This is a genomic window from Streptomyces sp. NPDC002779 (assembly GCF_042888685.1).
Classification (GTDB): domain Bacteria; phylum Actinomycetota; class Actinomycetes; order Streptomycetales; family Streptomycetaceae; genus Streptomyces.
Map to the genome: position 1 here is coordinate 233,026 of NZ_JBIAQC010000009.1, position 17,760 is coordinate 250,785.

Genomic DNA, 17,760 nt, shown 5'->3' on the forward strand with positions numbered 1-17,760 from the left:
ACCCGAGGGATGATTCCGGCATGGTGCAGGTCTGTCTGAACGGAGCCCGGTCGGCGGCCGACGGCGCGTCGGTGCCGCTGTCACCGGAGGCGATGGCCGAGTCCGCGGCCGAGGCCGTGGCCGCCGGTGCCACGGATGTGCATGTCCATCCCAAGACGCCCTGCGGCCGGGACAGCCTGTCCCCGCGCATCGTGGCGGCGACGCTGGAGGCGATCAGGGCGCGGGTGCCGGTGCCCGTCGGGGTGACGACGGGTGCGTGGGCGGAGCCGGATCCCGCGGTACGGGTGTCCCGGGTCCGGTCCTGGACGGTGCTGCCGGATCACGCCTCGGTCAACTGGCACGAGCCGGGGGCGGAGGAGGTCGCGTCGGCCCTGATCGACCGGGGGGTCGGGGTGGAGGCCGGTGTCTGGTCGGGGACCGACGGGGCCGCCCGGTTCGCTCGTTCGCCGCTCGGGCCGAAGGTGCTGCGGGTGCTGGCGGAGGTGACGGACACCTCCCCGGAGACGGCCGAGGCCAGTGCGCGGAGTCTGCTGGCGGAGCTGGGGTCCGCTTTCGGCCGACCGGTGCTGCTGCACGGTGAGGACGGCGGTGCGTGGCCGGTCCTGCGACTCGCGGCGCGGCTGGGGCTGTCGACCCGGGTGGGCCTGGAGGACACGCTGCTGCTCCCGTCCGGCGAACGGGCCTCATCCAACGCCCAGTTGGTCACCCAGAGCCTGATCGAGTACCCCCCGGGACGTTAACAGGTCCTAATTGAGTGGCTCCACACCTTTCCCCTCCGGACAGTTGGAGGCGATGAGACCCAACTGACCGCAAGAACCCGGGAGTCACCGATGTCGACGCTGCGCGTCACCGCCGAAGTGCTGACCGTCCATGAGCATCCGAACGCCGACGCCCTCGAACTGGCCCAGGTGGGCCTGTACCGGGCGGTGGTGGCGAAGGGCGCCTATCGCAGCGGCGAGGCGGCCGTGTACATCCCCGAGCAGTCGGTGCTGCCGGCCGCGCTGATCGAGGAACTGGGGCTGACGGGGCGGCTGGCGGGCGGCACCGCGGACCGGGTGAAGGCGGTTCGGCTGCGCGGGGAGCTGTCGCAGGGGATCGTGTGCCGGCCCTCGGCGCTGGCGGACGTGGACCTGGTGCGGGCGGCGGCGGACGGTACCGACTTCGCGGAACGGCTGGGGATCACCAAGTGGGTGCCGCCGATACCGCCGTCGATGTCCGGGGACGTGGAGTCGGCGCCGGAGCTGCTGCCGTGGGTGGACATCGAGAACATCCAGCGGTACCCGGAGATCTTCGCCACGGGTGAGCCGGTGGTGCTGACGGAGAAGCTGCACGGGTCGGCGTGCCTGGTGACGTATGTGGCGGAGGAGTCCCGGGTGTACGTGTCCTCCAAGGGCTTCGGTGCCAAGTCGCTGGCGCTGAAGGAGGATCCGCGCAATCTGTACTGGCGGGCCGTGCACGGGCACCGGGTCGCCGAGGCGGCGGCCCGGGTCGCGGAGCGGCTGGGGGCGCGGCGGGTCGGGATCTTCGGTGAGGTGTACGGGGCGGGGGTCCAGGACCTGACGTACGGGGCCGACGGCCGGCGGGAGTCCCTGGGGTACGCCGTGTTCGACGTGTCGGCGGAGATCGACGGTTCGGTGCGGTGGCTGGACGCCGCGGAACTGGTCGGTGACGCGCTGCCGTTGGTACCCCGGCTGCACGAGGGGCCGTACGACAGCGCGCGGGTGCTGGAAATCGCGAGCGGCCGGGAGACCGTGTCCGGGCGTGAGCTGCATCTGCGGGAGGGCGTGGTGATACGGCCCGCCGTGGAGCGGTACAGCCCGGTGACCGGCGGCCGGGCCATCGCGAAGGCGGTCAGCCCGGCGTACCTGACCCGGAAGGGCGGCACGGAGTACGAGTGACCCGCGACGCCGGGGTGATCCGTACGAGAGGGCCTAGTCCTTCTTGGCCCCGGCCCGGCGTTCCGCCAGGAGTCGGGAACCGGTGAGGCGTTCGCCGATGGCGTCGTCCGGGTTGGACAGGACGCAGGTGTCCAGCGAGAGGCAGCCGCAGCCGATGCAGTCGGTCAGGTGGTCGCGCAGGCGGTTCAGGCGGGTGATGCGTTCGTCGAGTTCGGCGCGCCAGGACTCCGAGAGGCGGGCCCAGTCCTCGTGGGTCGGGGTGCGTCCCTCGGGGAGTTCGGCGAGCGCGTCGCGGATGGTGGCCAGCGGGATGCCCACCCGCTGGGCGGCCCTGATGAAGGCGACCCGGCGCAGCGTGTCCCGGCCGTAGCGGCGTTGGTTGCCCGTTGTGCGGCGGCTGGTGATCAGGCCCTTGGCCTCGTAGAAGTGCAGGGCGGAGACGGCGGCGCCGCTGCGCGCGGCGAGCTGGCCGACCGTGAGCTCGTGGATCTTCTCGGGAATCTGGGGCACCCCTCGGAGCCTACCCACCCCGGCGGACGGCAGGTCCGTTGACAGGGAGCCCGCACCCGAGCATGCTAAGCAGTCGCTTAGACTTTTGGGAGGCCAGGGACATGGCAGAACCGAGGAGCTTCACCTCCGTCGACGACCTGAAGGCGGCGGTCGGCGAGCAGTTGGGGTACACCGACTGGCTGGAGGTCGACCAGAAGCGGATCGACCTGTTCGCCGAGGCGACCGGTGACCACCAGTGGATCCACGTCGACCCCGAGAAGGCCGCCGCCGGCCCGTTCGGGACGACCATCGCCCACGGATACCTCACCCTGTCGCTGCTGCCCCTGTTCGGTCCGCAGCTGCTGAAGGTCGAGGGCGTGCAGATGGGCGTCAACTACGGCACCAACAAGGTCCGTTTCCCGGCCCCCGTCCCGGTCGGTTCCCGGCTGCGCGCCACCGCGAGGATCGCCGGGGTCGACGACGTCACCGGCGGTGTCCAGGTGACCGTCGCCTTCACCGTGGAGCGCGAGGGCGGCGACAAGCCGGTCTGCGTCGCCGAGTCCGTCGCGCGCTACTACCTGTAGGCGCCGGGGCCTACTTCGCGCCCACCATCCGCAGTACGAGGTCGGCGTACAGCTCGCCGACCTCGTCGGGGGTCCGGGACCCCTGCACGTTGAACCAGCGCGCCACGTCGATGCTCAGCGACAGGATGGCGAGGGTGGTGCCCTTGACGTCCGGCACGTCGAACTCCCCGGACGCCACCCCGTCCTCGATGATGCCCCGCACCTCGGCGTCGACCTGCCGGCGCAGCGCGAGGATCTCGGCGCGGGCCTCGGGGCCGAGCGAGTCCAGCTCGTACTGCACCACCCGGGCGGTCGTCCTGCCGCCGGCATGCCAGCGGACGAAGGAGCTCACCGCGTTCGCGAGCCGCTCGGTCGCGCTGCCCTCGCCCGCCGCCGCCGTGCGCAGGATCTCCAGCGCCTTCTCGTGCCCGATCCGGCTGATCCGGTGCAGCAGCTCTTCCTTGGTCTTGTAGTGGATGTAGAGCGCCGCCGGGCTCATCCCGGCCCGGCCCGCGATGTCCCGGGTCGTCGTGGCGTGGTAGCCACGCTCGGCGAAGGCCTCCACCGCGGCGATCAGCAGTCGCCGGGCCGCGTCGGGCGTGACCTCGCCCCACGCCGACCCCTCGCCGCCGGCCGTCTCCTCCGCCGTACTCATCGCTCGCTCGCCCCTCTCGATGACAGAGGGACCACCATACCGCCGACGGTGAGCGGGCGCTTAGAGCAGCCGTTCAGAGCTTTTCGAACGGGCTGTAGGAATGAGCCGTCGACGCGTCCTGCCGGTCGCGGATGACCTTGGCGAGGGTGAAGGCGGAGGTCACCAGGTAGAGGACGGCTATGCCGAGGAAGGCGCGGACCCAGGGGTCGGCCTCCAGCTGGTAGATGCCGATGGCGGTGGCCGCCATGGCGACGGCGAACGAGGCGACGGACTGGCCGTAGAAGGCGGCCGTGTTCTGCTTGACCGGTGTGTCACTCATGGGGACAAGCTTCGGCGGACGTGGGCCGCGCCACATCCGCCGAAGTACTCAGCCGACGTACTCAGTCATCGCCCTCAGCCGTCGTCCTCAGAAGGCGGAGACACCCGTCAGCGCGCGGCCGATGACCAGCTTCTGGATCTGGCTGGTGCCCTCGTAGAGGGTCATCACCCGGGCGTCGCGCAGCAGCTTGCCCGCCGGGTACTCGTCGATGTAGCCGTAGCCGCCGAAGACCTGGAGGGCGTTGTTGGCGGCGCGGACCGCGGCCTCCGAGGCGAAGAGCTTGGCCTTGGAGGACTCGGTGGCGAAGGGCTGCCCCCGGTCGATGAGGTCGGCGACCCGCCAGGTCAGCAGGCGGGCGGCGTCGACGTCCACGGCGATGTCGCTGATCAGCTCCTGGACGAGCTGGTGATGGGCGATCGTCTTGCCGAACTGCTCCCGCTCCCCCGCGTACCGCACCGCCACGTCCAGCGCGGCCTGGGCCAGGCCCACGCACCCGGCGGCCACCGACATCCGCCCCTTGGCCAGCGCCGACATGGCGACCGAGAAGCCCTTGCCCTCCTCGCCGAGCCGGGCGGAGACGGGCACCCGCACGCCCTCCAGGACGAGTTCGGCGGTGGCCTGGCCGCGCAGGCCGAGCTTGCCGTGGATGGTGCGGCGGGACAGTCCGGGGGTGTCCGTCGGCACCAGGAAGGCGGAGACGCCCTTGTGGCCGGGGGCGTCGGTGGAGCGGGCGAAGAGCAGGACGACGTCGGCCCAGGTGCCGTTGGTGATGAACATCTTGGTGCCGTTGATGACGTAGTCACCGCCGTCCCGGACCGCCCGGGTGGTGAGATTGCCGGCGTCGGAGCCGGTGCCCGGTTCGGTGAGGCCGAAGCAGCCGACCTGCTCGCCGGAGGTCAGGCCCGGCAGCCACTGCCGCTTCTGCTCCTCGCTCCCCCAGGCGGCGATCGTCTTGGCGACCAGCCCGAGGGAGACCGAGACGATGCCGCGCACCGAGGAGTCGCCCCGCCCCAGCTCCTCGGTGACCAGGCAGTACGCGAGATGGTCGCCGCCGGAGCCGCCGTACTCCTCGTCGACGGTCAGGCCCAGGAAGCCGACCTCGCCGAGCTTCTTGACGATGCCCCGGTCGACCTCCTCGGCCCGGTCCCAGGCGACGACGTGCGGGGCGATCTCGCGGGCCACGAAGTCCCGGGCGAGCTGCCGTACGGCGGTCTGCTCCTCGCTGAGCTCCAGGTTCATACCGAGTCACCCCAATGGAAAGCCGTACATTTAAATTAGCACTGCTAGTTTCTGTGCAGCCCTACTATGTGCGCCATGGCCCGACCGCGCAAGCCCCTGCTGAGCACCGACCGGATCGTCGAGACGGCGCGGGTGCTCGTGGACACCGAGGGCCTCGCGGCCGTCTCCACCCGGCGGCTCGCCGCGGAGCTTGGCGTGAGCGGGCCGTCCCTGTACAACCACTTCCGCACGAAGGACCAGATCCTGGAGGCGGTCGCGGACTCGGTGAGCGCGCAGGTCGATCTGTCGATGTTCGAAGACGGGCGGGACTGGCGGACCGCGCTGCACGACTGGGCGGTCTCCTACCGGGCGGCCCTGCGGGACCATCCGAACATCGTGCCCGTCCTGGCCCGCGGGCCCGGGCGGCGGCCGGCCGCGCTGCGGCTCGCGGACGCGGTGTACGGGGCGATGGTGGCGGCGGGGTGGCCGCCGGCACAGGCCACGTCGATCGGGGCGCTGATGCGGTACTTCATCATGGGGTCCGCGCTGGGGTCGTTCGCCGGCGGATTCGTCGACGACGTCAGTGCGTACGACCCCGCGGACTATCCGCATCTGGGGCAGGCGCATCTTCTTGCCGAGCGGCAGGAGAAGATCGACGAGCGGGCGTTCGAGACGGGGTTGGCTGCGCTGCTGGAAGGGCTGGAGCGGCAGTACGAAGGGGTTGTCCGGTCGTCTTGATCTGCGGGGCGGTGGGGGCTGGTCGCGCCCACGCGGCGGAGCCGCATGTCGACACAGCCCCGCGCCCCTTGAGGAGTTCCAGTGCCCCCGGTTCGGTCGTGACCGAAGTGTTCGGGCCCCATCCTGGTTGTCATGACCGACCGTGATCCCCGCGCGCCTCATCTGGCTCGGCTGGCCTCTCTCATCGCCGATGAGACCCGGGCCGTCTGTCTGCTCGCGCTGCTCGACGGGCGGGCCTGGACCGCCGGGGAGCTGGCCCGGCATGCGGGGGTGGCCGCGTCCACGCTCAGTGAGCATCTGGGCAAGCTCGTCGCCGGTGGGCTGCTCGTCGAGGAGCGGCAAGGGCGGCACCGGTATGTGCGTCTCGCCGATGCCCGGGCCGCGCAGCTGGTGGAGGACCTGGCCGCGCAGGTGGCGCCCCAGGCGGTCGTACGGCCGCGGACCCTGCGGCAGTCCGGTGCCGGGTCGGCGATGGCTCGCGGGCGGACCTGTTACGACCATCTGGCCGGGCGGCTCGGGATCGCGGTCACCGACGCGTTCACCGCGCGCGGGCTGCTGCGGCAGGACACCGGGTTCGCGCTCACGGACGCGGGGGTGGCGTGGTTCGACTCCGCCGGGATCCGGCTGGACCGGGCGAGCCGACGGCCGCTGGCGCGGGCCTGCCTCGACTGGACCGAGCGGCGTCCGCATCTGGCGGGGGTCGCGGGCGCGGCGGTGTGCCGGCATGCGCTGGAGGCGGGGTGGTGCGTGCGGATCGGGTCCGAGCGGGCGGTGAAGGTGACGGCGGCCGGGGAGCGGGCGCTGGCCGAACTGCTGGGGATGGACGCGACGATGTTGCGCTGAGCGCCCCGGCAGGGCACCGCACCCCCCGTCCGAAATCCGCGAGCCCTCGGAGAACGGCCCGCCTAGCCTCTGGAGCATGATGAACGCCGCCCACCGCCGTACCGACCTGCTCGCCGCCGGTGCCGCCACCGTCACCGTCGTCCTGTGGGCCTCGGCCTTCGTCTCGATCCGCAGCGCGGGTGCCGCGTATTCGCCGGGCGCGCTGGCGCTGGGGCGGCTGCTGGCGGGGGTGCTGGTGCTCGGCGCGATCTGCCTCGTCCGGCGCGCGGGATGGCCGCCCCGGCCGGCGTGGCGGGGGATCGGGATATCCGGGCTGCTGTGGTTCGGCTTCTACATGGTGGCCCTGAACTGGGGCGAGCAGCAGGTGGACGCCGGTACGGCGGCGCTGGTGGTGAACATCGGGCCGATCCTCATCGCGCTGCTCGGGGCCCGGCTGCTCGGGGACGTCATGCCGCCGCGGCTGCTGGCCGGGATGGCGGTGTCCTTCGCGGGGGCGGTGACCGTGGGGCTGTCGATGTCAGGCGGGGGCGGCTCGTCGCTGCTCGGTGTGGTGCTGTGCCTGCTGGCGGCGGTGGGGTACGCCGGGGGCGTCGTCGCGCAGAAGCCGGCCCTGACGCATGCGAGCCCCTTGCAGGTGACGACGTTCGGATGCCTGGTGGGCGCGGTGCTGTGCCTGCCGTTCGCCGGTCAGCTGGTCACGGAAGCGGCCGAGGCGCCGGTGTCGGCCACGCTCAACATGGTCTACCTGGGCGTCTTTCCGACCGCGCTCGCCTTCACGACGTGGGCGTACGCCCTGGCGCGGACGACCGCCGGCCGGATGGGGGCGACGACGTACGCGGTGCCCGCGCTGGTCGTGCTGATGTCGTGGCTGGCGCTGGGCGAGGTGCCGGGGGCGCTGACGCTGGTGGGCGGGGCGCTGTGCCTGCTGGGGGTGGCGGTGTCGCGGTCGCGGCCGTCTTCGGGCGCGGAGGACGCCGGGAGCACGGAGGACGCCGGGAGCGCCGAGGGTGTCGTCCCCGGGCTCCCGGTCGGTTCTGAACCGGCCTCGTCGCCCGCCGCCGGACGGGCCGGGACCGACTGAACCGGCGCCCCCCAGGCCCTCAGAACATGACCAGCGCCCGGCCGCCCTTGCCCGCCAGCATGTTGTCGAACGCCGCCGGGATGCCCTCCAGGCCGATCCGTTCGGTCACCAGCATTCCGAGGTCCAGGCGACCCTCGCGGACGAGTTCGGCCAGCACCGGGACGTCCCGCGCAGGGTCCGCGTTGCCGTAGACGCAGCCGGAGAGGGTGCGGCCCCAGTGGAAGATCTCCAGGGCGTTGAAGGTGACCACCTGGTCCTTGCCGCCGATGCCGACCACGGTCGTACGGCCGCCGCGCCGGGTGGAGTCCCAGGCGGTGCGGATGGTGGACGCGCGGCCCACGCACTCGATCGCCACGTCCACCCCCTGCTTGCCGGTCAGGCCCCGGATCTCGCGGGCGGTGTTCTCCGAGGCGATCACGAACTCGGTGGCCCCGGCCGCCCGGGCCAGTTCCTCCTTGGCCGCGGAGACGTCCACCGCCACGATCCGCGAGGCGCCGGCGACCCGGGCCGACTGGAGCGCGGCGAGGCCCACTCCGCCGACGCCGTACACGGCCACCGTCTCCCCCTCGCGCACCTGCGCGGCGTGGTGGACGGCGCCGTAGCCGGTGAGCACCGCGCAGCCCAGCAGGGCCGCCTCGGTGAGCGGGACGCCGTCGGGGGCGGGCAGGACGCAGGACTCCGCGACGACCGTCTCCTCGGCGAACGCGGCGACGTTCAGGCCCGGGTGGAGGTCGGTGCCGTCGGAGGCACGGTGGGCGTAGACAGCGGCGGCGCCGCTCAGGGCGTTGGCGCACAGCCAGACCTCGCCCAGGCCGCAGGCGTGGCAACTGCCGCAGGCGGGCGCCCAGTTGAGGACGACCGAGTCGCCCGGCGCCACCCGGGTGACGCCCTCGCCGACCGCGACCACCGTGCCCGCGCCCTCGTGACCGAGGACGGCGGGAACGGGCAGGCGCATCGTGCCGTTGGACAGGGAGAGGTCGGAGTGGCAGACGCCCGCGGCGGTGAGCCGGACGCGGACCTGGCCGGGGCCCGGGTCCGGCAGGTCGATCTCGGCGATCTCCAGCGGAGCGCCCACGGCGGGCAGGACAGCGGCGCGAACCATGGCGGTGAACTCCTCTAGAACTGGAGGGACTTGGTCTGCAGGTACTCGGCGAGACCGTGCGTGCCGAGTTCCCGGCCGACGCCCGACTGCTTGTAACCGCCGAAGGGGGCGAGGGGGTTGAAGCGGCCGCCGTTGATGTCGACCTGGCCGGTCTCCATCCGGCGGGCGAAGGCCACCGCCTCCGTCTCGTCGCCCCACACCGCGCCCGCGAGGCCGTAGACGGTGCCGTTGGCGATACGCAGGGCGTCGTCCTCGTCCTCGTAGCGCAGGATGGACAGGACCGGCCCGAAGATCTCCTCCTGCGCGATCGTCATCTCGGGGGTGACGTCGGCGAAGACCGTCGGGCTGACGAAGTAGCCCTGCTCGCGCGGGGATTCGGTGCCGCCCGCGACGACCCGGGCGCCCTCGGCGACTCCCTGGTCGATGTAGCCGCACACCCGCTCGCGCTGCCGCGCGTTCACCACCGGGCCGATGCGCTCGCCGTACTTCGCGGCGGCGGCGGAGGCGAGGGCGACCGCCTCGTCGTACTGGGAGGTGTGCACGAGCATGCGGGTCCAGGCGCTGCACGTCTGGCCGGAGTTGGACATGACGTTGGCGACGCCGACGTTGACCGCCTTGGCGAGGTCGGCGCTCGGCAGGATGACGTTGGCGGACTTGCCGCCGAGTTCGAGGGCCACCTTCTTGACCGCGGCGCCGGCCGTCGCGGCGATCTGCCGGCCGACGGCGGTGGAGCCGGTGAAGGAGACCAGGTCGACGCCCGGGTGCTCGACGAGGGCCTGGCCCGCGACCCCGCCGAGACCGGTGACCAGGTTGAAGACGCCCGCCGGCACCCCGGCCTCGTGCACCGCCTCGGCGAAGAGCTGGGCGGTCAGCGGGGTGTCCTCGGCCGGCTTCAGGACGACCGTGCAGCCCGCGGCGAGCGCGGGGGCGACCTTGGCGACGATCTGGTGGAGCGGGTAGTTCCAGGGGGTGATCGCGCCGACCACGCCGATCGGCTCGTGCAGGACGGTGGAGTTGCCGACCTTCTCCTCGAAGGCGTACGTCGCCGCGAGGTCGGCGTACGAGCCCGCGACCGCGATCGGTACGGAGGCGTGGACCGCCTGGGAGAAGGCGAGCGGCGAGCCGAGCTCCGCGGTGACCGTCTCGGCGATCTCGTCCTTGCGGGCGGTGAGGACGTCCCGCAGCGCGGCGAGGCGCTCCGCGCGTTCGGCGGGCGGGGTGGCGGCCCAGCCCGTGAGTGCGCTGCGCGCGGCGCGTACGGCGGCGTCCACGTCCTCCGCGGTTCCCGCGGGGACGAGGCCGATGACCTGCTCGTCGGCCGGGTTCACGACGTCGATCGTGTCCCGGCCGGGGGCGGGGTGCCAGGCTCCGTCGATGTAGAAGCCGTCGTGTGCCTTCATCGGGTTCCTTCCGGGCGTTGTGCGGCTGCGGGTGCGTGGGGGCCGGTCGCGCAGTTCCCCGCGCCCCTTACCGGCGTCAGCGAACCGCCCCTAAACTAGCGCCGATAGTTTTACGGCACCAGGGCTGCCGCCGTGGCACGGCTCACCCTGCCCCGAAGGAGCTCAGAAGTCGACCCGTGCCCGGTCGTCCACCCTGGCCACCGACTCCTGCCCGAACTCCTTCTCGTAGGCCCGGCGGATCTCCTCGATCTTGCGGTCACTGGTCCGCGCCGCCTCGACCGGATACAGCAGGATCAGCTCGTACGACCGCTCCTTCTCGATCGTGCCGCTCGCGTCCCGCCACTGGCCGCGGCCGGTCTGGACGGTGAGGCCGTCCGGGAAGTCGGGGGTGACCTCCTCGTCGACGAAGTTCATGAACTGTTCGTCGGTGACGGCCGGGCCGCCGCCCGGGCGCTCGGTGCCGAACAGGAGCCTGCTCTCCACGTAGGGCTCGCCCCGCTGCGGGACGGCGGTGGTCTCGCCGTCGTCGAGGGTGGCGTACGCGGTGGGGGCGGCCAAGGCGAGCAGGAGGCCGGCGGTCACCAGGACGGCGCGGCCGCGGGTCACGGCGGTCTTCGGGGTGGGCTTCGCGGCGGGCTGCGGGGTGGGTGTCATGGGGAGTTTCATGCCCCATCCCTTACGGCCGCTACTCCTCCAGGTCCGGCAGCCGCGCCGGTGCCGGGCAGATCCGTTCGCCGTGCTGGTCGAAGACGAACAGGTGGGCGATGTCGACCAGCAGCGGCACCTGCATGCCGTGCCGGAGGTCGATGTCGGGGGTGGTGCGGACGATCAGGTCGCCGGGCAGCCGGCCCTCGGGCGGGACGGGCTCGGACGGGCGTTCGGGGCGGGTGTCACGCGGGTCCTCCAGCACCACCACCGGCCCGGCCCGCAGCGCGCCCGCCCGCTCCCGGAGCCGGTTCAGCACCGTGCCGCCGTCCCGCCTGCGCCGCCGTACGCGTCCCAGCGGTCGCGGGGCCTCCAGCTCGGGCACGACGGCCGGGCGGGACCCGGTGTTGAAGTGCACGAGCACCTCGTGTCCCTGGAACTCGACATGCTCCACCAGCCCGGTGATCAGCACCTCCCCCGGCCGGGCCTCCGCCGGCTTGGCGATCCGTACGGACTCCGAGCGCAGGCCCACGATGACCTCGCGGCCCTGCTGGACCCGGAGCAACTGGTGGTCCTGGGAGAGGGGTTCGGGCAACCGCAGAAACTGCTTGCCGAGGCTGATGGTCATCGCCCCGTCGAGCGGGGCGCGGACGACTCCGCGCAGCAGGTTGATGCGCGGGATGCCGATGAAGGCGGCCACGAAGACATTGCGGGGCAGGGCGTAGACCTCGCGCGGGGTGCCGATCTGCTGGAGCACCCCGCCGCGCAGGACGGCGACCCGGTCGCCGAGCGACATGGCCTCGCCCTGGTCATGGGTGACGTAGACCGTGGTGACGCCCAGCTCACGGGTGAGCTTGGTGATCTCGGCGCGCAGATGGTTGCGGAGCTTGGCGTCCAGATTGGACAAGGGCTCGTCCATCAGGAAGGCGGAGGGGTGGCGGGCGATGGCGCGGCCCATGGCGACGCGCTGGCGTTCGCCGCCCGAGAGCTGGGCGGGCAGCCGGTCGAGCAGGTCCTCGATGCCGAGCATGCGGGCGGTGGCGTCCACCCGGGGGCGGGGGTCCTCGCCGGGGGTCTCGATGCGCAGCGGGAAGCCGATGTTGTCGCGGCTGGTCATGCTGGGGTAGAGGGCGAAGTTCTGGAAGACCATCGCCATGTCCCGGCCGGACGGGGGCAGGTCGTTGGCCCATTCGCCGTCGAGCCGCAGCTCGCCCTCGTCGATCTCCTCGAGTCCGGCGATCATTCGTAGCACCGTCGACTTGCCGCAGCCGGAGGGGCCGAGCAGGACGAGGAACTCGCCGGGCTCGATGTCCAACGTGAGCCGGTCCACCACGCGGACGCCCTTGGTGTAACTCTTGCTCACGTCGTGCAGAGAGATGGCGCGTGTCATGAGGGGTGCCCCCGGGGGCTACGTGCGGCCCTGGTACTCCGCGGCTTGACACCCCGTGCGGGTCGTACGGGGCCTGTGGGTCACGGAAGTTAACGGAATGTAGGCGGCCGGGGGAAGAGAATGGGCGGGATCGGACGTGGCCGTCCAGCAAGTGAGAAAGCGGACGGCCGAATTCAGCGCCGGGCGGGGGCGGCCGGGGCCTCGCGGACCTTCACCAGGTGGGCGAAGACGACCACGTTGCCCGAATAGCCGGTCTTGCGGTCGTAGTTCCCGCCGCAGGTGATCAGCCGCAGCTCGGGGCGGCTGCGGGCGCCGTACACCTCGCTGCTGGGGAAGCGGTCCTTCTCGTACGACTTGATCGCGTCGACGGCGTAGACGGCGGTCCGTCCGTCGGCGCGCCGGATCTCGACCGTGCGTCCGCGGCGCAGTTCGGTGAGGCCGGAGAAGACGGCGGGGCCGGTGTCGGTGTCGAGGTGCCCCACGGCGACGGCGGTGCCCTGCTCGCCGGGCGACGGCCCGTCGGCGTACCAGCCGACCAGGTTGGGGTCGTCGTCGGGGGGTGCGGGCAGCCGGTGCTGACGGTCCAGGCGCAGGTCCATGACCGGGGCGTCGATGTCGAGGTAGCCGATGGACAGGCGGGTCGCCCGGGAGCGCGGGAGCGGCCGGACCGCGGGCCGGGGGCGGGGGGCGGCCTTCGCCTTGGGCCCCGGCGAGGCCGGCGCGGCCGAGCGACGCGGATCGACCGACGGCCGGGACGCCCCACTCCGCGGGACGCTCCCCGCCGGGGGGCGGGCCGTGTTGCGGGGGGTGGTCCCTGCTGGGGGGCGGCTTGTGTCACGCGGGTTGGCCCCTGCCGGGGGGCGGGCTGCATCACGTGGGTTGGCTCCTGACGGGAGGCGGCCCGTGTCACGCGGGTTCGCTCCTGATGGATGCGGCGCCGTCCCGCGCGGGTCGCTTCCCGCGGGGTGCCGGGAGGCCGCGCCACGCGGATCGGCCCCTCCCGGGTGTGGGGCGGTCCCACGCGGGTCGCTTCCCGCGGGGTGCCGAGGGGTGGTCCCACGCGGGTCGGCTCCTGCCGGGGGGCGGGCCGCCCCACGCGGGTCGGCCCCCTCCGGCTGCCCGGCGCCTGCCCCGCCCCCGTGGGTCCCCTCCGGGCGCCGCGCCACCCCGTTGGGGTCGGTCCCCAGCGGGTGCTGCAAGGGCGCCCCCTGCTGACCGGCCCCCTGGGGTCGCTGCTGCGGTGCACCCCGCGCGTCGGTCCGATCCCCGGCGCCCGGCCGCGCACCGGAGCCCGCTGCCGCACCGGCACCCGCCTGCGCACCAGAGCCCGGTACCGCACCGGCACCCGCCCGCGCCCCGAGACCCGACGACGAACCAGAGCCCGACTGCGTACCAGAATCCGGGTGCGCACCAGAGCCCGACCACGAGCCGGACCCCGACGACGAACCGGAGACCGCCGACGAACCGGATACCAGCGCCGCGCCGGAGCCCGGCAAGGAACCCGGCCGGGCGGCCTCGGCCGCGCCGCCCGCCACCGTCCCGCCGGGCCCCTCGCCCTGGCCCCACCAGGCGACGCCCGCCACCAGCGAGACGGCCAACGCGACCGTTCTCGTCAGGCGGTAGGCGCGCGTCCGGAACCAGGGCCTGCGCCCGCGCCCGCGTCCCGGCGGACGCGGCGCGGTGGCCCGCGGCCCGGCGCCCGCGAGGGGCGCGGGGCCGCGCCGGGGTGCCGCTCCGCGGTGGGATGCGGCCGACCGCGACGGCCGCGCCGCACCCGACCGCCCACCGGTCCCGGCACCCCCGGCCCCGGTACCCCCGCCCCCGGCTCTCCCAGCCCCGGTACCGGCACCCCCAGCCCCGAATCTCCCTTCCCCAGCCCCGGCTCTCCCGGCCCCGGTACCGCCACTCCTGGCCCCGGCACCCCTGGCCCCGGTACCGGCATTCCTACCCCCGGCCCGGCCTCCGGCTCTCCCAGCGGAGCGCTTACGCTCCATGCGGGCGGCGACGGAGTCGGAACCACACCACCCCGCTCACCGCGGCCAGGCCCACGGCGGCGGCGCCGGCGACCGGGGCGAAGGCGTCGTCGCGCGCCATGCCGCCGCCACCGGCCGGCGGACCGCCGTTCGGCACGGGGGGCGCCGTAGGCTTGGACACGGGGCAGTTGACGTTGAACAGCTTCTCCTTGCCCACACCGTGACCGAGGTTGGTCTTCCAGGTGAGCTTGTACTGCCCGTTGGGCAGAGCGAGCGGGATGGTCTGCGCGCTGCGGGTCTGCCCGACGGTGACCGTGTTATCGGGGTACGACGCGTTGGGCAGCTGGCCGCCGCCCGTAATCGGAGGCTGGGTTTTGACGGTCCAGGTGACCACCTCGCCGGGGGCGAAGTTCAACGCGGCGAGGTAGAAGTCGCAGACCTGGGGTTCGTCGCGCTGGTCGTCGAGGGGGGTGCCCACCTTGTGGATCTTGATGTCCCCGATGTCCGGCTGGGCAAGGGCGGCGGGGGCTCCTACGGCCGTCCCGGCGAGGGTCAGGGCCGCGAGGGCGGCGGCGCGCGCTCCGGCGCGGCGTGGCAGAGACGTGGTGGGCATGCGCAGTCCTCCGAGTCAGATGATTGTCGTACAAGTCACGCTGCACCTGACTCTTTGTCACATCTCGCGCATCAAGGGACGAAGCCGCGCCCTACGACCCGTCAGTCATCCCTCTTACGGCTCACAGCCGCCCGGGACCGGCGGGGCGAGGCGCCCTCCCCGCGCTCGCCCTCCCCGCGCTCACCCTTCCCGTCCCCCCGCGACCGCGCGGCAACCCCCGCCGACGCCAGCAGCAGCGCGCCCAGCATCACGAACGGCGCCGCCACTCCGGCGACGCCCGCGACCAGGCCCGCCGTGGCGGGCGCGGCGACCTGGCCGAGGCGGTTGCCGGTGAGCCGCAGGGCGAGGGCGGTGGAGCGGGCGCCGTCGGGGGCGGCCTGGACGACCGTCGTCATGGAGAGCGGCTGGCCGACACCGAGGCAGAACCCGAGCGCGGTGAGGATCAGGGCCAGCGCCCACACCGGCACCGGCAGCGCGACACCCGCGCACAGGACGGCCGCCAGCAGACAGGTGACCGTCAGCAGGGCGGCGCGGCCGAGCAGCCGGAGCAGCGGCGTCAGCACCAGCCGGCAGGCGATGGTGGCCGCGGCGCGCAGGCTCAGCAGCAGCCCGATCACCGAGGGGGCGATGCCCCGGTGTTCGCCGACCACCGGCAGGTAGGCGGTGAGGACGTCGGTCGCGGACAGCACCGACAGGCTGATCAGGATGCCGGCGGGCACGCCCCGGCTGCGCAGGATGCGGTGGACGGGAACCCGGTCGCCTTGCCGCGTACGGGACTTGGGCGTCGTACGGCGCTCCTCGATGCGCCACAGGGAGGTGAGCGCGACCGCCGCCCCCGCGCCCGCGACGAGCAGCGCGAGCGCGCTGGTGCCCGCCATGTCCCGGCCGCCGATCAGCGCACCCGCCGCGATCGGGCCGACGAGCTGGCCGAGGGAGGCGCCGATGGTGAAGTGCCCGAAGTTGCGGTCCTGTTCGTGCGGGGCGGACTGGCGGGCGACCAGGGACTGGGCGCCGATCACGAAGGAGAGGTGCCCGAGGCCCATCACCCCGCTCCACAGGGCCATCGTCCCCAGCGAGTCGGCCAGTCCGCTCAGCGCGCAGCCGCCCGCGATCAGGACCACGCCGGCCGGCAGCAGGGGCGCGCAGCGGCCGTGGTCGGTACGGCGGCCGAGGGGGACGGCGGCGAACAGCGGGAGCAGCGCGTACACCCCGGCGATGACGCCGACGGCCCGCTCGTCGGCGCCCAGCGCCAGGGCCCGGTAGGAGACGGCGGGCCGGGCCATCGACACCGCCCCTTGCGCGAAGCTGAAGGCGATGACGAGGCGGAGCAGCCAGCCGCGGTTCCCACCGGGCGCCATGATTGAAGTCTCCTTGGCCGTAGGTCAGATGATGCCGAAGAGGATGCCCGCGCCGAGGATGACGAGGCAGGTGGCCGCGGCCCACTTGACCACGAACCTCGTGTGGTCGCCGAACTCGACCTTGGCCATGCCGACCAGGACGTACACGGCCGGGACGAGCGGGCTCGACATGTGCAGCGGCTGGCCGACCAGCGAGGCGCGGGCCATCTCCAGCGGCGAGACGCCGTGCGCGGCACCGGCCTCGGCGAGGACGGGCAGGACGCCGAAGTAGAAGCCGTCGTTCGACATGAAGTAGGTCAGCGGGAGGCTCAGCAGGCCGGTCACCAGGGCCATGTGCGGGCCCATGCCCTCGGGGATGACGTCCACCATCCAGGTGGCCATGCTGTCGACCATGCCGGTGCCCTGGAGGACGCCGGTGAAGACGGCGGCGGCGAAGACCATGCCGGAGACGTTGAGGACGTTGTCGGCGTGGGCGGCGAGCCGGGCCCGCTGGTCGGGGATGCGGGGGAAGTTGACGGTGAGGGCCAGCGCGGCGCCGAGCAGGAACAGTACCGGGATGGGCAGCCACTCCAGGATCATGGCGGTCAGGAGCACGACCGTGAGCAGCGCGTTGAACCAGTAGAGCCTCGGGCGCAGGGTGGCCCGGTTCGGGTCGAGGCCCTGGAAGCCGTCGTCCTCGGCGTCCGCGCCGGTGCCGGGGCCGGGGGCGCCGGTGGGCAGCGTGCCCTGGCCGGAGCCCGCGCCGACCAGCACGATCTCGGTCTCCTTCTCCTCGACCAGCACCTCGTCCAGCGTGAGCACTCCGAGCCGCTTGCGCTCGCGCAGACCGAGCACGTACGAGAGGACGAACACGAAGAGCAGGCCGACCAGGAGCGCCGGGATCATGGGCACGAAGATGTCGCTGGCGTCCAGCTTCAGCGCGGTGGCGGCGCGGGCGGTGGGGCCGCCCCAGGGCAGGGTGTTCATCACGCCGTTGGCCATGGCGGCGACACCGGTCAGCACCACCAGGCTCATCTTCAGGCGCTTGTACAGCGGGTACATCGCCGAGACCGTGATCATGAAGGTGGTCGAGCCGTCGCCGTCGAGGGAGACGATCGCCGCGAGGACGGCCGTACCGACGACGATCCGCATCGGGTCGGCCTTCGCGAACTTCAGGATCCCGCGCACGATCGGGTCGAAGAGGCCGACGTCGATCATCAGCCCGAAGTAGACGATCGCGAACATGAGCATCGCCGCGGTGGGGGCGAGGCTGGTGACGCCGTCGATGACGTAGTCACCGAGGTGGGCGCCCTTCCCGACGAAGACGCAGAACAGTGCCGGGATCAGCACGAGCGCCGCGATCGGCGACATCTTCTTCATCATGATCAGGACCAGGAAGGTCGCGATCATGGCGAAGCCGAGGATGGTCAGCATGAAATGGATACCTAACGTTCGCCCTTGAACATCCCACCAGGGCCGGCGGTGCGACGACGTTA

At 72.9% G+C, this 17,760-nt stretch carries 18 protein-coding genes; 6 read left to right on the forward strand and 12 right to left on the reverse strand.

Annotated features, from left to right (window positions below; all coding sequences use genetic code 11):
- Positions 1-20: 20 nt before the first annotated feature.
- Together ACFYW5_RS25665 and ACFYW5_RS25670 are read left to right on the forward strand one after the other, a co-directional pair.
- Positions 21-740, forward strand: a complete 720-nt coding sequence (locus ACFYW5_RS25665; protein ID WP_389419421.1) for a 3-keto-5-aminohexanoate cleavage protein — start codon at positions 21-23, stop codon at positions 738-740.
- Between the two features lie 90 nt (positions 741-830).
- On the forward strand, positions 831-1,898 hold the full coding sequence (locus ACFYW5_RS25670) for an RNA ligase (ATP) (protein WP_389419422.1): 1,068 nt from the start codon (positions 831-833) through the stop codon (positions 1,896-1,898).
- Between the two features lie 33 nt (positions 1,899-1,931).
- On the opposite strand, the gene soxR is transcribed toward ACFYW5_RS25670, so the two are convergent.
- Positions 1,932-2,408 carry a redox-sensitive transcriptional activator SoxR gene (gene soxR, locus ACFYW5_RS25675; RefSeq protein WP_389419423.1) on the reverse strand — a complete coding sequence of 159 codons (477 nt, stop codon included), beginning with the start codon at positions 2,406-2,408 and terminating at the stop codon, positions 1,932-1,934.
- A 101-nt stretch (positions 2,409-2,509) separates the two neighbouring features.
- Here soxR and ACFYW5_RS25680 point away from each other — a divergent pair, with 101 nt between their 5' ends.
- Positions 2,510-2,971 carry a MaoC family dehydratase gene (locus ACFYW5_RS25680; RefSeq protein ID WP_389419424.1) on the forward strand — a complete coding sequence of 154 codons (462 nt, stop codon included), beginning with the start codon at positions 2,510-2,512 and terminating at the stop codon, positions 2,969-2,971.
- Between the two features lie 10 nt (positions 2,972-2,981).
- Here the strand turns inward: ACFYW5_RS25680 and ACFYW5_RS25685 are convergent, their stop codons facing one another.
- The 3 genes from ACFYW5_RS25685 to ACFYW5_RS25695 all read right to left on the reverse strand — a co-directional run bounded on the left by ACFYW5_RS25685 (position 2,982) and on the right by ACFYW5_RS25695 (position 5,163).
- On the reverse strand, positions 2,982-3,605 hold the full coding sequence (locus ACFYW5_RS25685) for a TetR family transcriptional regulator (protein WP_389419425.1): 624 nt from the start codon (positions 3,603-3,605) through the stop codon (positions 2,982-2,984).
- A gap of 73 nt (positions 3,606-3,678) precedes the next feature.
- The gene (locus ACFYW5_RS25690; protein WP_389419426.1) at positions 3,679-3,924 is read right to left on the reverse strand and encodes a YiaA/YiaB family inner membrane protein; all 246 of its coding nucleotides are present in this window, start codon (positions 3,922-3,924) and stop codon (positions 3,679-3,681) included.
- Positions 3,925-4,011: 87 nt separating this feature from the next.
- A complete protein-coding gene (locus tag ACFYW5_RS25695; RefSeq protein ID WP_250077693.1) occupies positions 4,012-5,163 on the reverse strand; it encodes an acyl-CoA dehydrogenase family protein in 1,152 nt (383 codons plus the stop codon).
- 75 nt (positions 5,164-5,238) lie between these two features.
- On the opposite strand from ACFYW5_RS25695, the gene ACFYW5_RS25700 reads away from it, so the two are divergent.
- The 3 genes from ACFYW5_RS25700 (at position 5,239) to ACFYW5_RS25710 (ending at position 7,804) form a co-directional block, all read left to right on the forward strand.
- Positions 5,239-5,880, forward strand: coding sequence for a TetR/AcrR family transcriptional regulator (locus ACFYW5_RS25700; RefSeq protein WP_389419427.1), 642 nt, complete (start codon positions 5,239-5,241; stop codon positions 5,878-5,880).
- A gap of 132 nt (positions 5,881-6,012) precedes the next feature.
- The gene (locus ACFYW5_RS25705; RefSeq protein WP_389419428.1) at positions 6,013-6,723 is read left to right on the forward strand and encodes an ArsR/SmtB family transcription factor; all 711 of its coding nucleotides are present in this window, start codon (positions 6,013-6,015) and stop codon (positions 6,721-6,723) included.
- 76 nt (positions 6,724-6,799) lie between these two features.
- Positions 6,800-7,804: a DMT family transporter gene (locus ACFYW5_RS25710; RefSeq protein ID WP_389419429.1), complete on the forward strand. Its 1,005-nt coding sequence runs from the start codon at positions 6,800-6,802 to the stop codon at positions 7,802-7,804.
- Positions 7,805-7,823: 19 nt separating this feature from the next.
- Here the strand turns inward: ACFYW5_RS25710 and ACFYW5_RS25715 are convergent, their stop codons facing one another.
- The 8 genes from ACFYW5_RS25715 to ACFYW5_RS25750 all read right to left on the reverse strand — a co-directional run bounded on the left by ACFYW5_RS25715 (position 7,824) and on the right by ACFYW5_RS25750 (position 17,698).
- Positions 7,824-8,906, reverse strand: coding sequence for a Zn-dependent alcohol dehydrogenase (locus ACFYW5_RS25715; RefSeq protein ID WP_389419430.1), 1,083 nt, complete (start codon positions 8,904-8,906; stop codon positions 7,824-7,826).
- Between the two features lie 14 nt (positions 8,907-8,920).
- Positions 8,921-10,306, reverse strand: coding sequence for an aldehyde dehydrogenase family protein (locus ACFYW5_RS25720; RefSeq protein ID WP_389419431.1), 1,386 nt, complete (start codon positions 10,304-10,306; stop codon positions 8,921-8,923).
- Positions 10,307-10,468: 162 nt separating this feature from the next.
- Complete coding sequence (locus tag ACFYW5_RS25725; protein WP_389419432.1) at positions 10,469-10,972, reverse strand: DUF3574 domain-containing protein; 504 nt, start codon at positions 10,970-10,972, stop codon at positions 10,469-10,471.
- A 19-nt stretch (positions 10,973-10,991) separates the two neighbouring features.
- Positions 10,992-12,341 carry an ABC transporter ATP-binding protein gene (locus ACFYW5_RS25730; RefSeq protein WP_389419433.1) on the reverse strand — a complete coding sequence of 450 codons (1,350 nt, stop codon included), beginning with the start codon at positions 12,339-12,341 and terminating at the stop codon, positions 10,992-10,994.
- A 173-nt stretch (positions 12,342-12,514) separates the two neighbouring features.
- Positions 12,515-14,335: a class F sortase gene (locus tag ACFYW5_RS25735; RefSeq protein WP_389419434.1), complete on the reverse strand. Its 1,821-nt coding sequence runs from the start codon at positions 14,333-14,335 to the stop codon at positions 12,515-12,517.
- Positions 14,325-14,927: a hypothetical protein gene (locus ACFYW5_RS25740; RefSeq protein WP_389419435.1), complete on the reverse strand. Its 603-nt coding sequence runs from the start codon at positions 14,925-14,927 to the stop codon at positions 14,325-14,327. The genes ACFYW5_RS25735 and ACFYW5_RS25740 overlap by 11 nt, the downstream gene beginning before the upstream one ends.
- Before the next feature lie 101 nt (positions 14,928-15,028).
- Positions 15,029-16,285 carry an MFS transporter gene (locus ACFYW5_RS25745; RefSeq protein ID WP_389419436.1) on the reverse strand — a complete coding sequence of 419 codons (1,257 nt, stop codon included), beginning with the start codon at positions 16,283-16,285 and terminating at the stop codon, positions 15,029-15,031.
- A gap of 24 nt (positions 16,286-16,309) precedes the next feature.
- Positions 16,310-17,698 carry a CitMHS family transporter gene (locus ACFYW5_RS25750; protein WP_389419437.1) on the reverse strand — a complete coding sequence of 463 codons (1,389 nt, stop codon included), beginning with the start codon at positions 17,696-17,698 and terminating at the stop codon, positions 16,310-16,312.
- Positions 17,699-17,760: the final 62 nt, after the last annotated feature.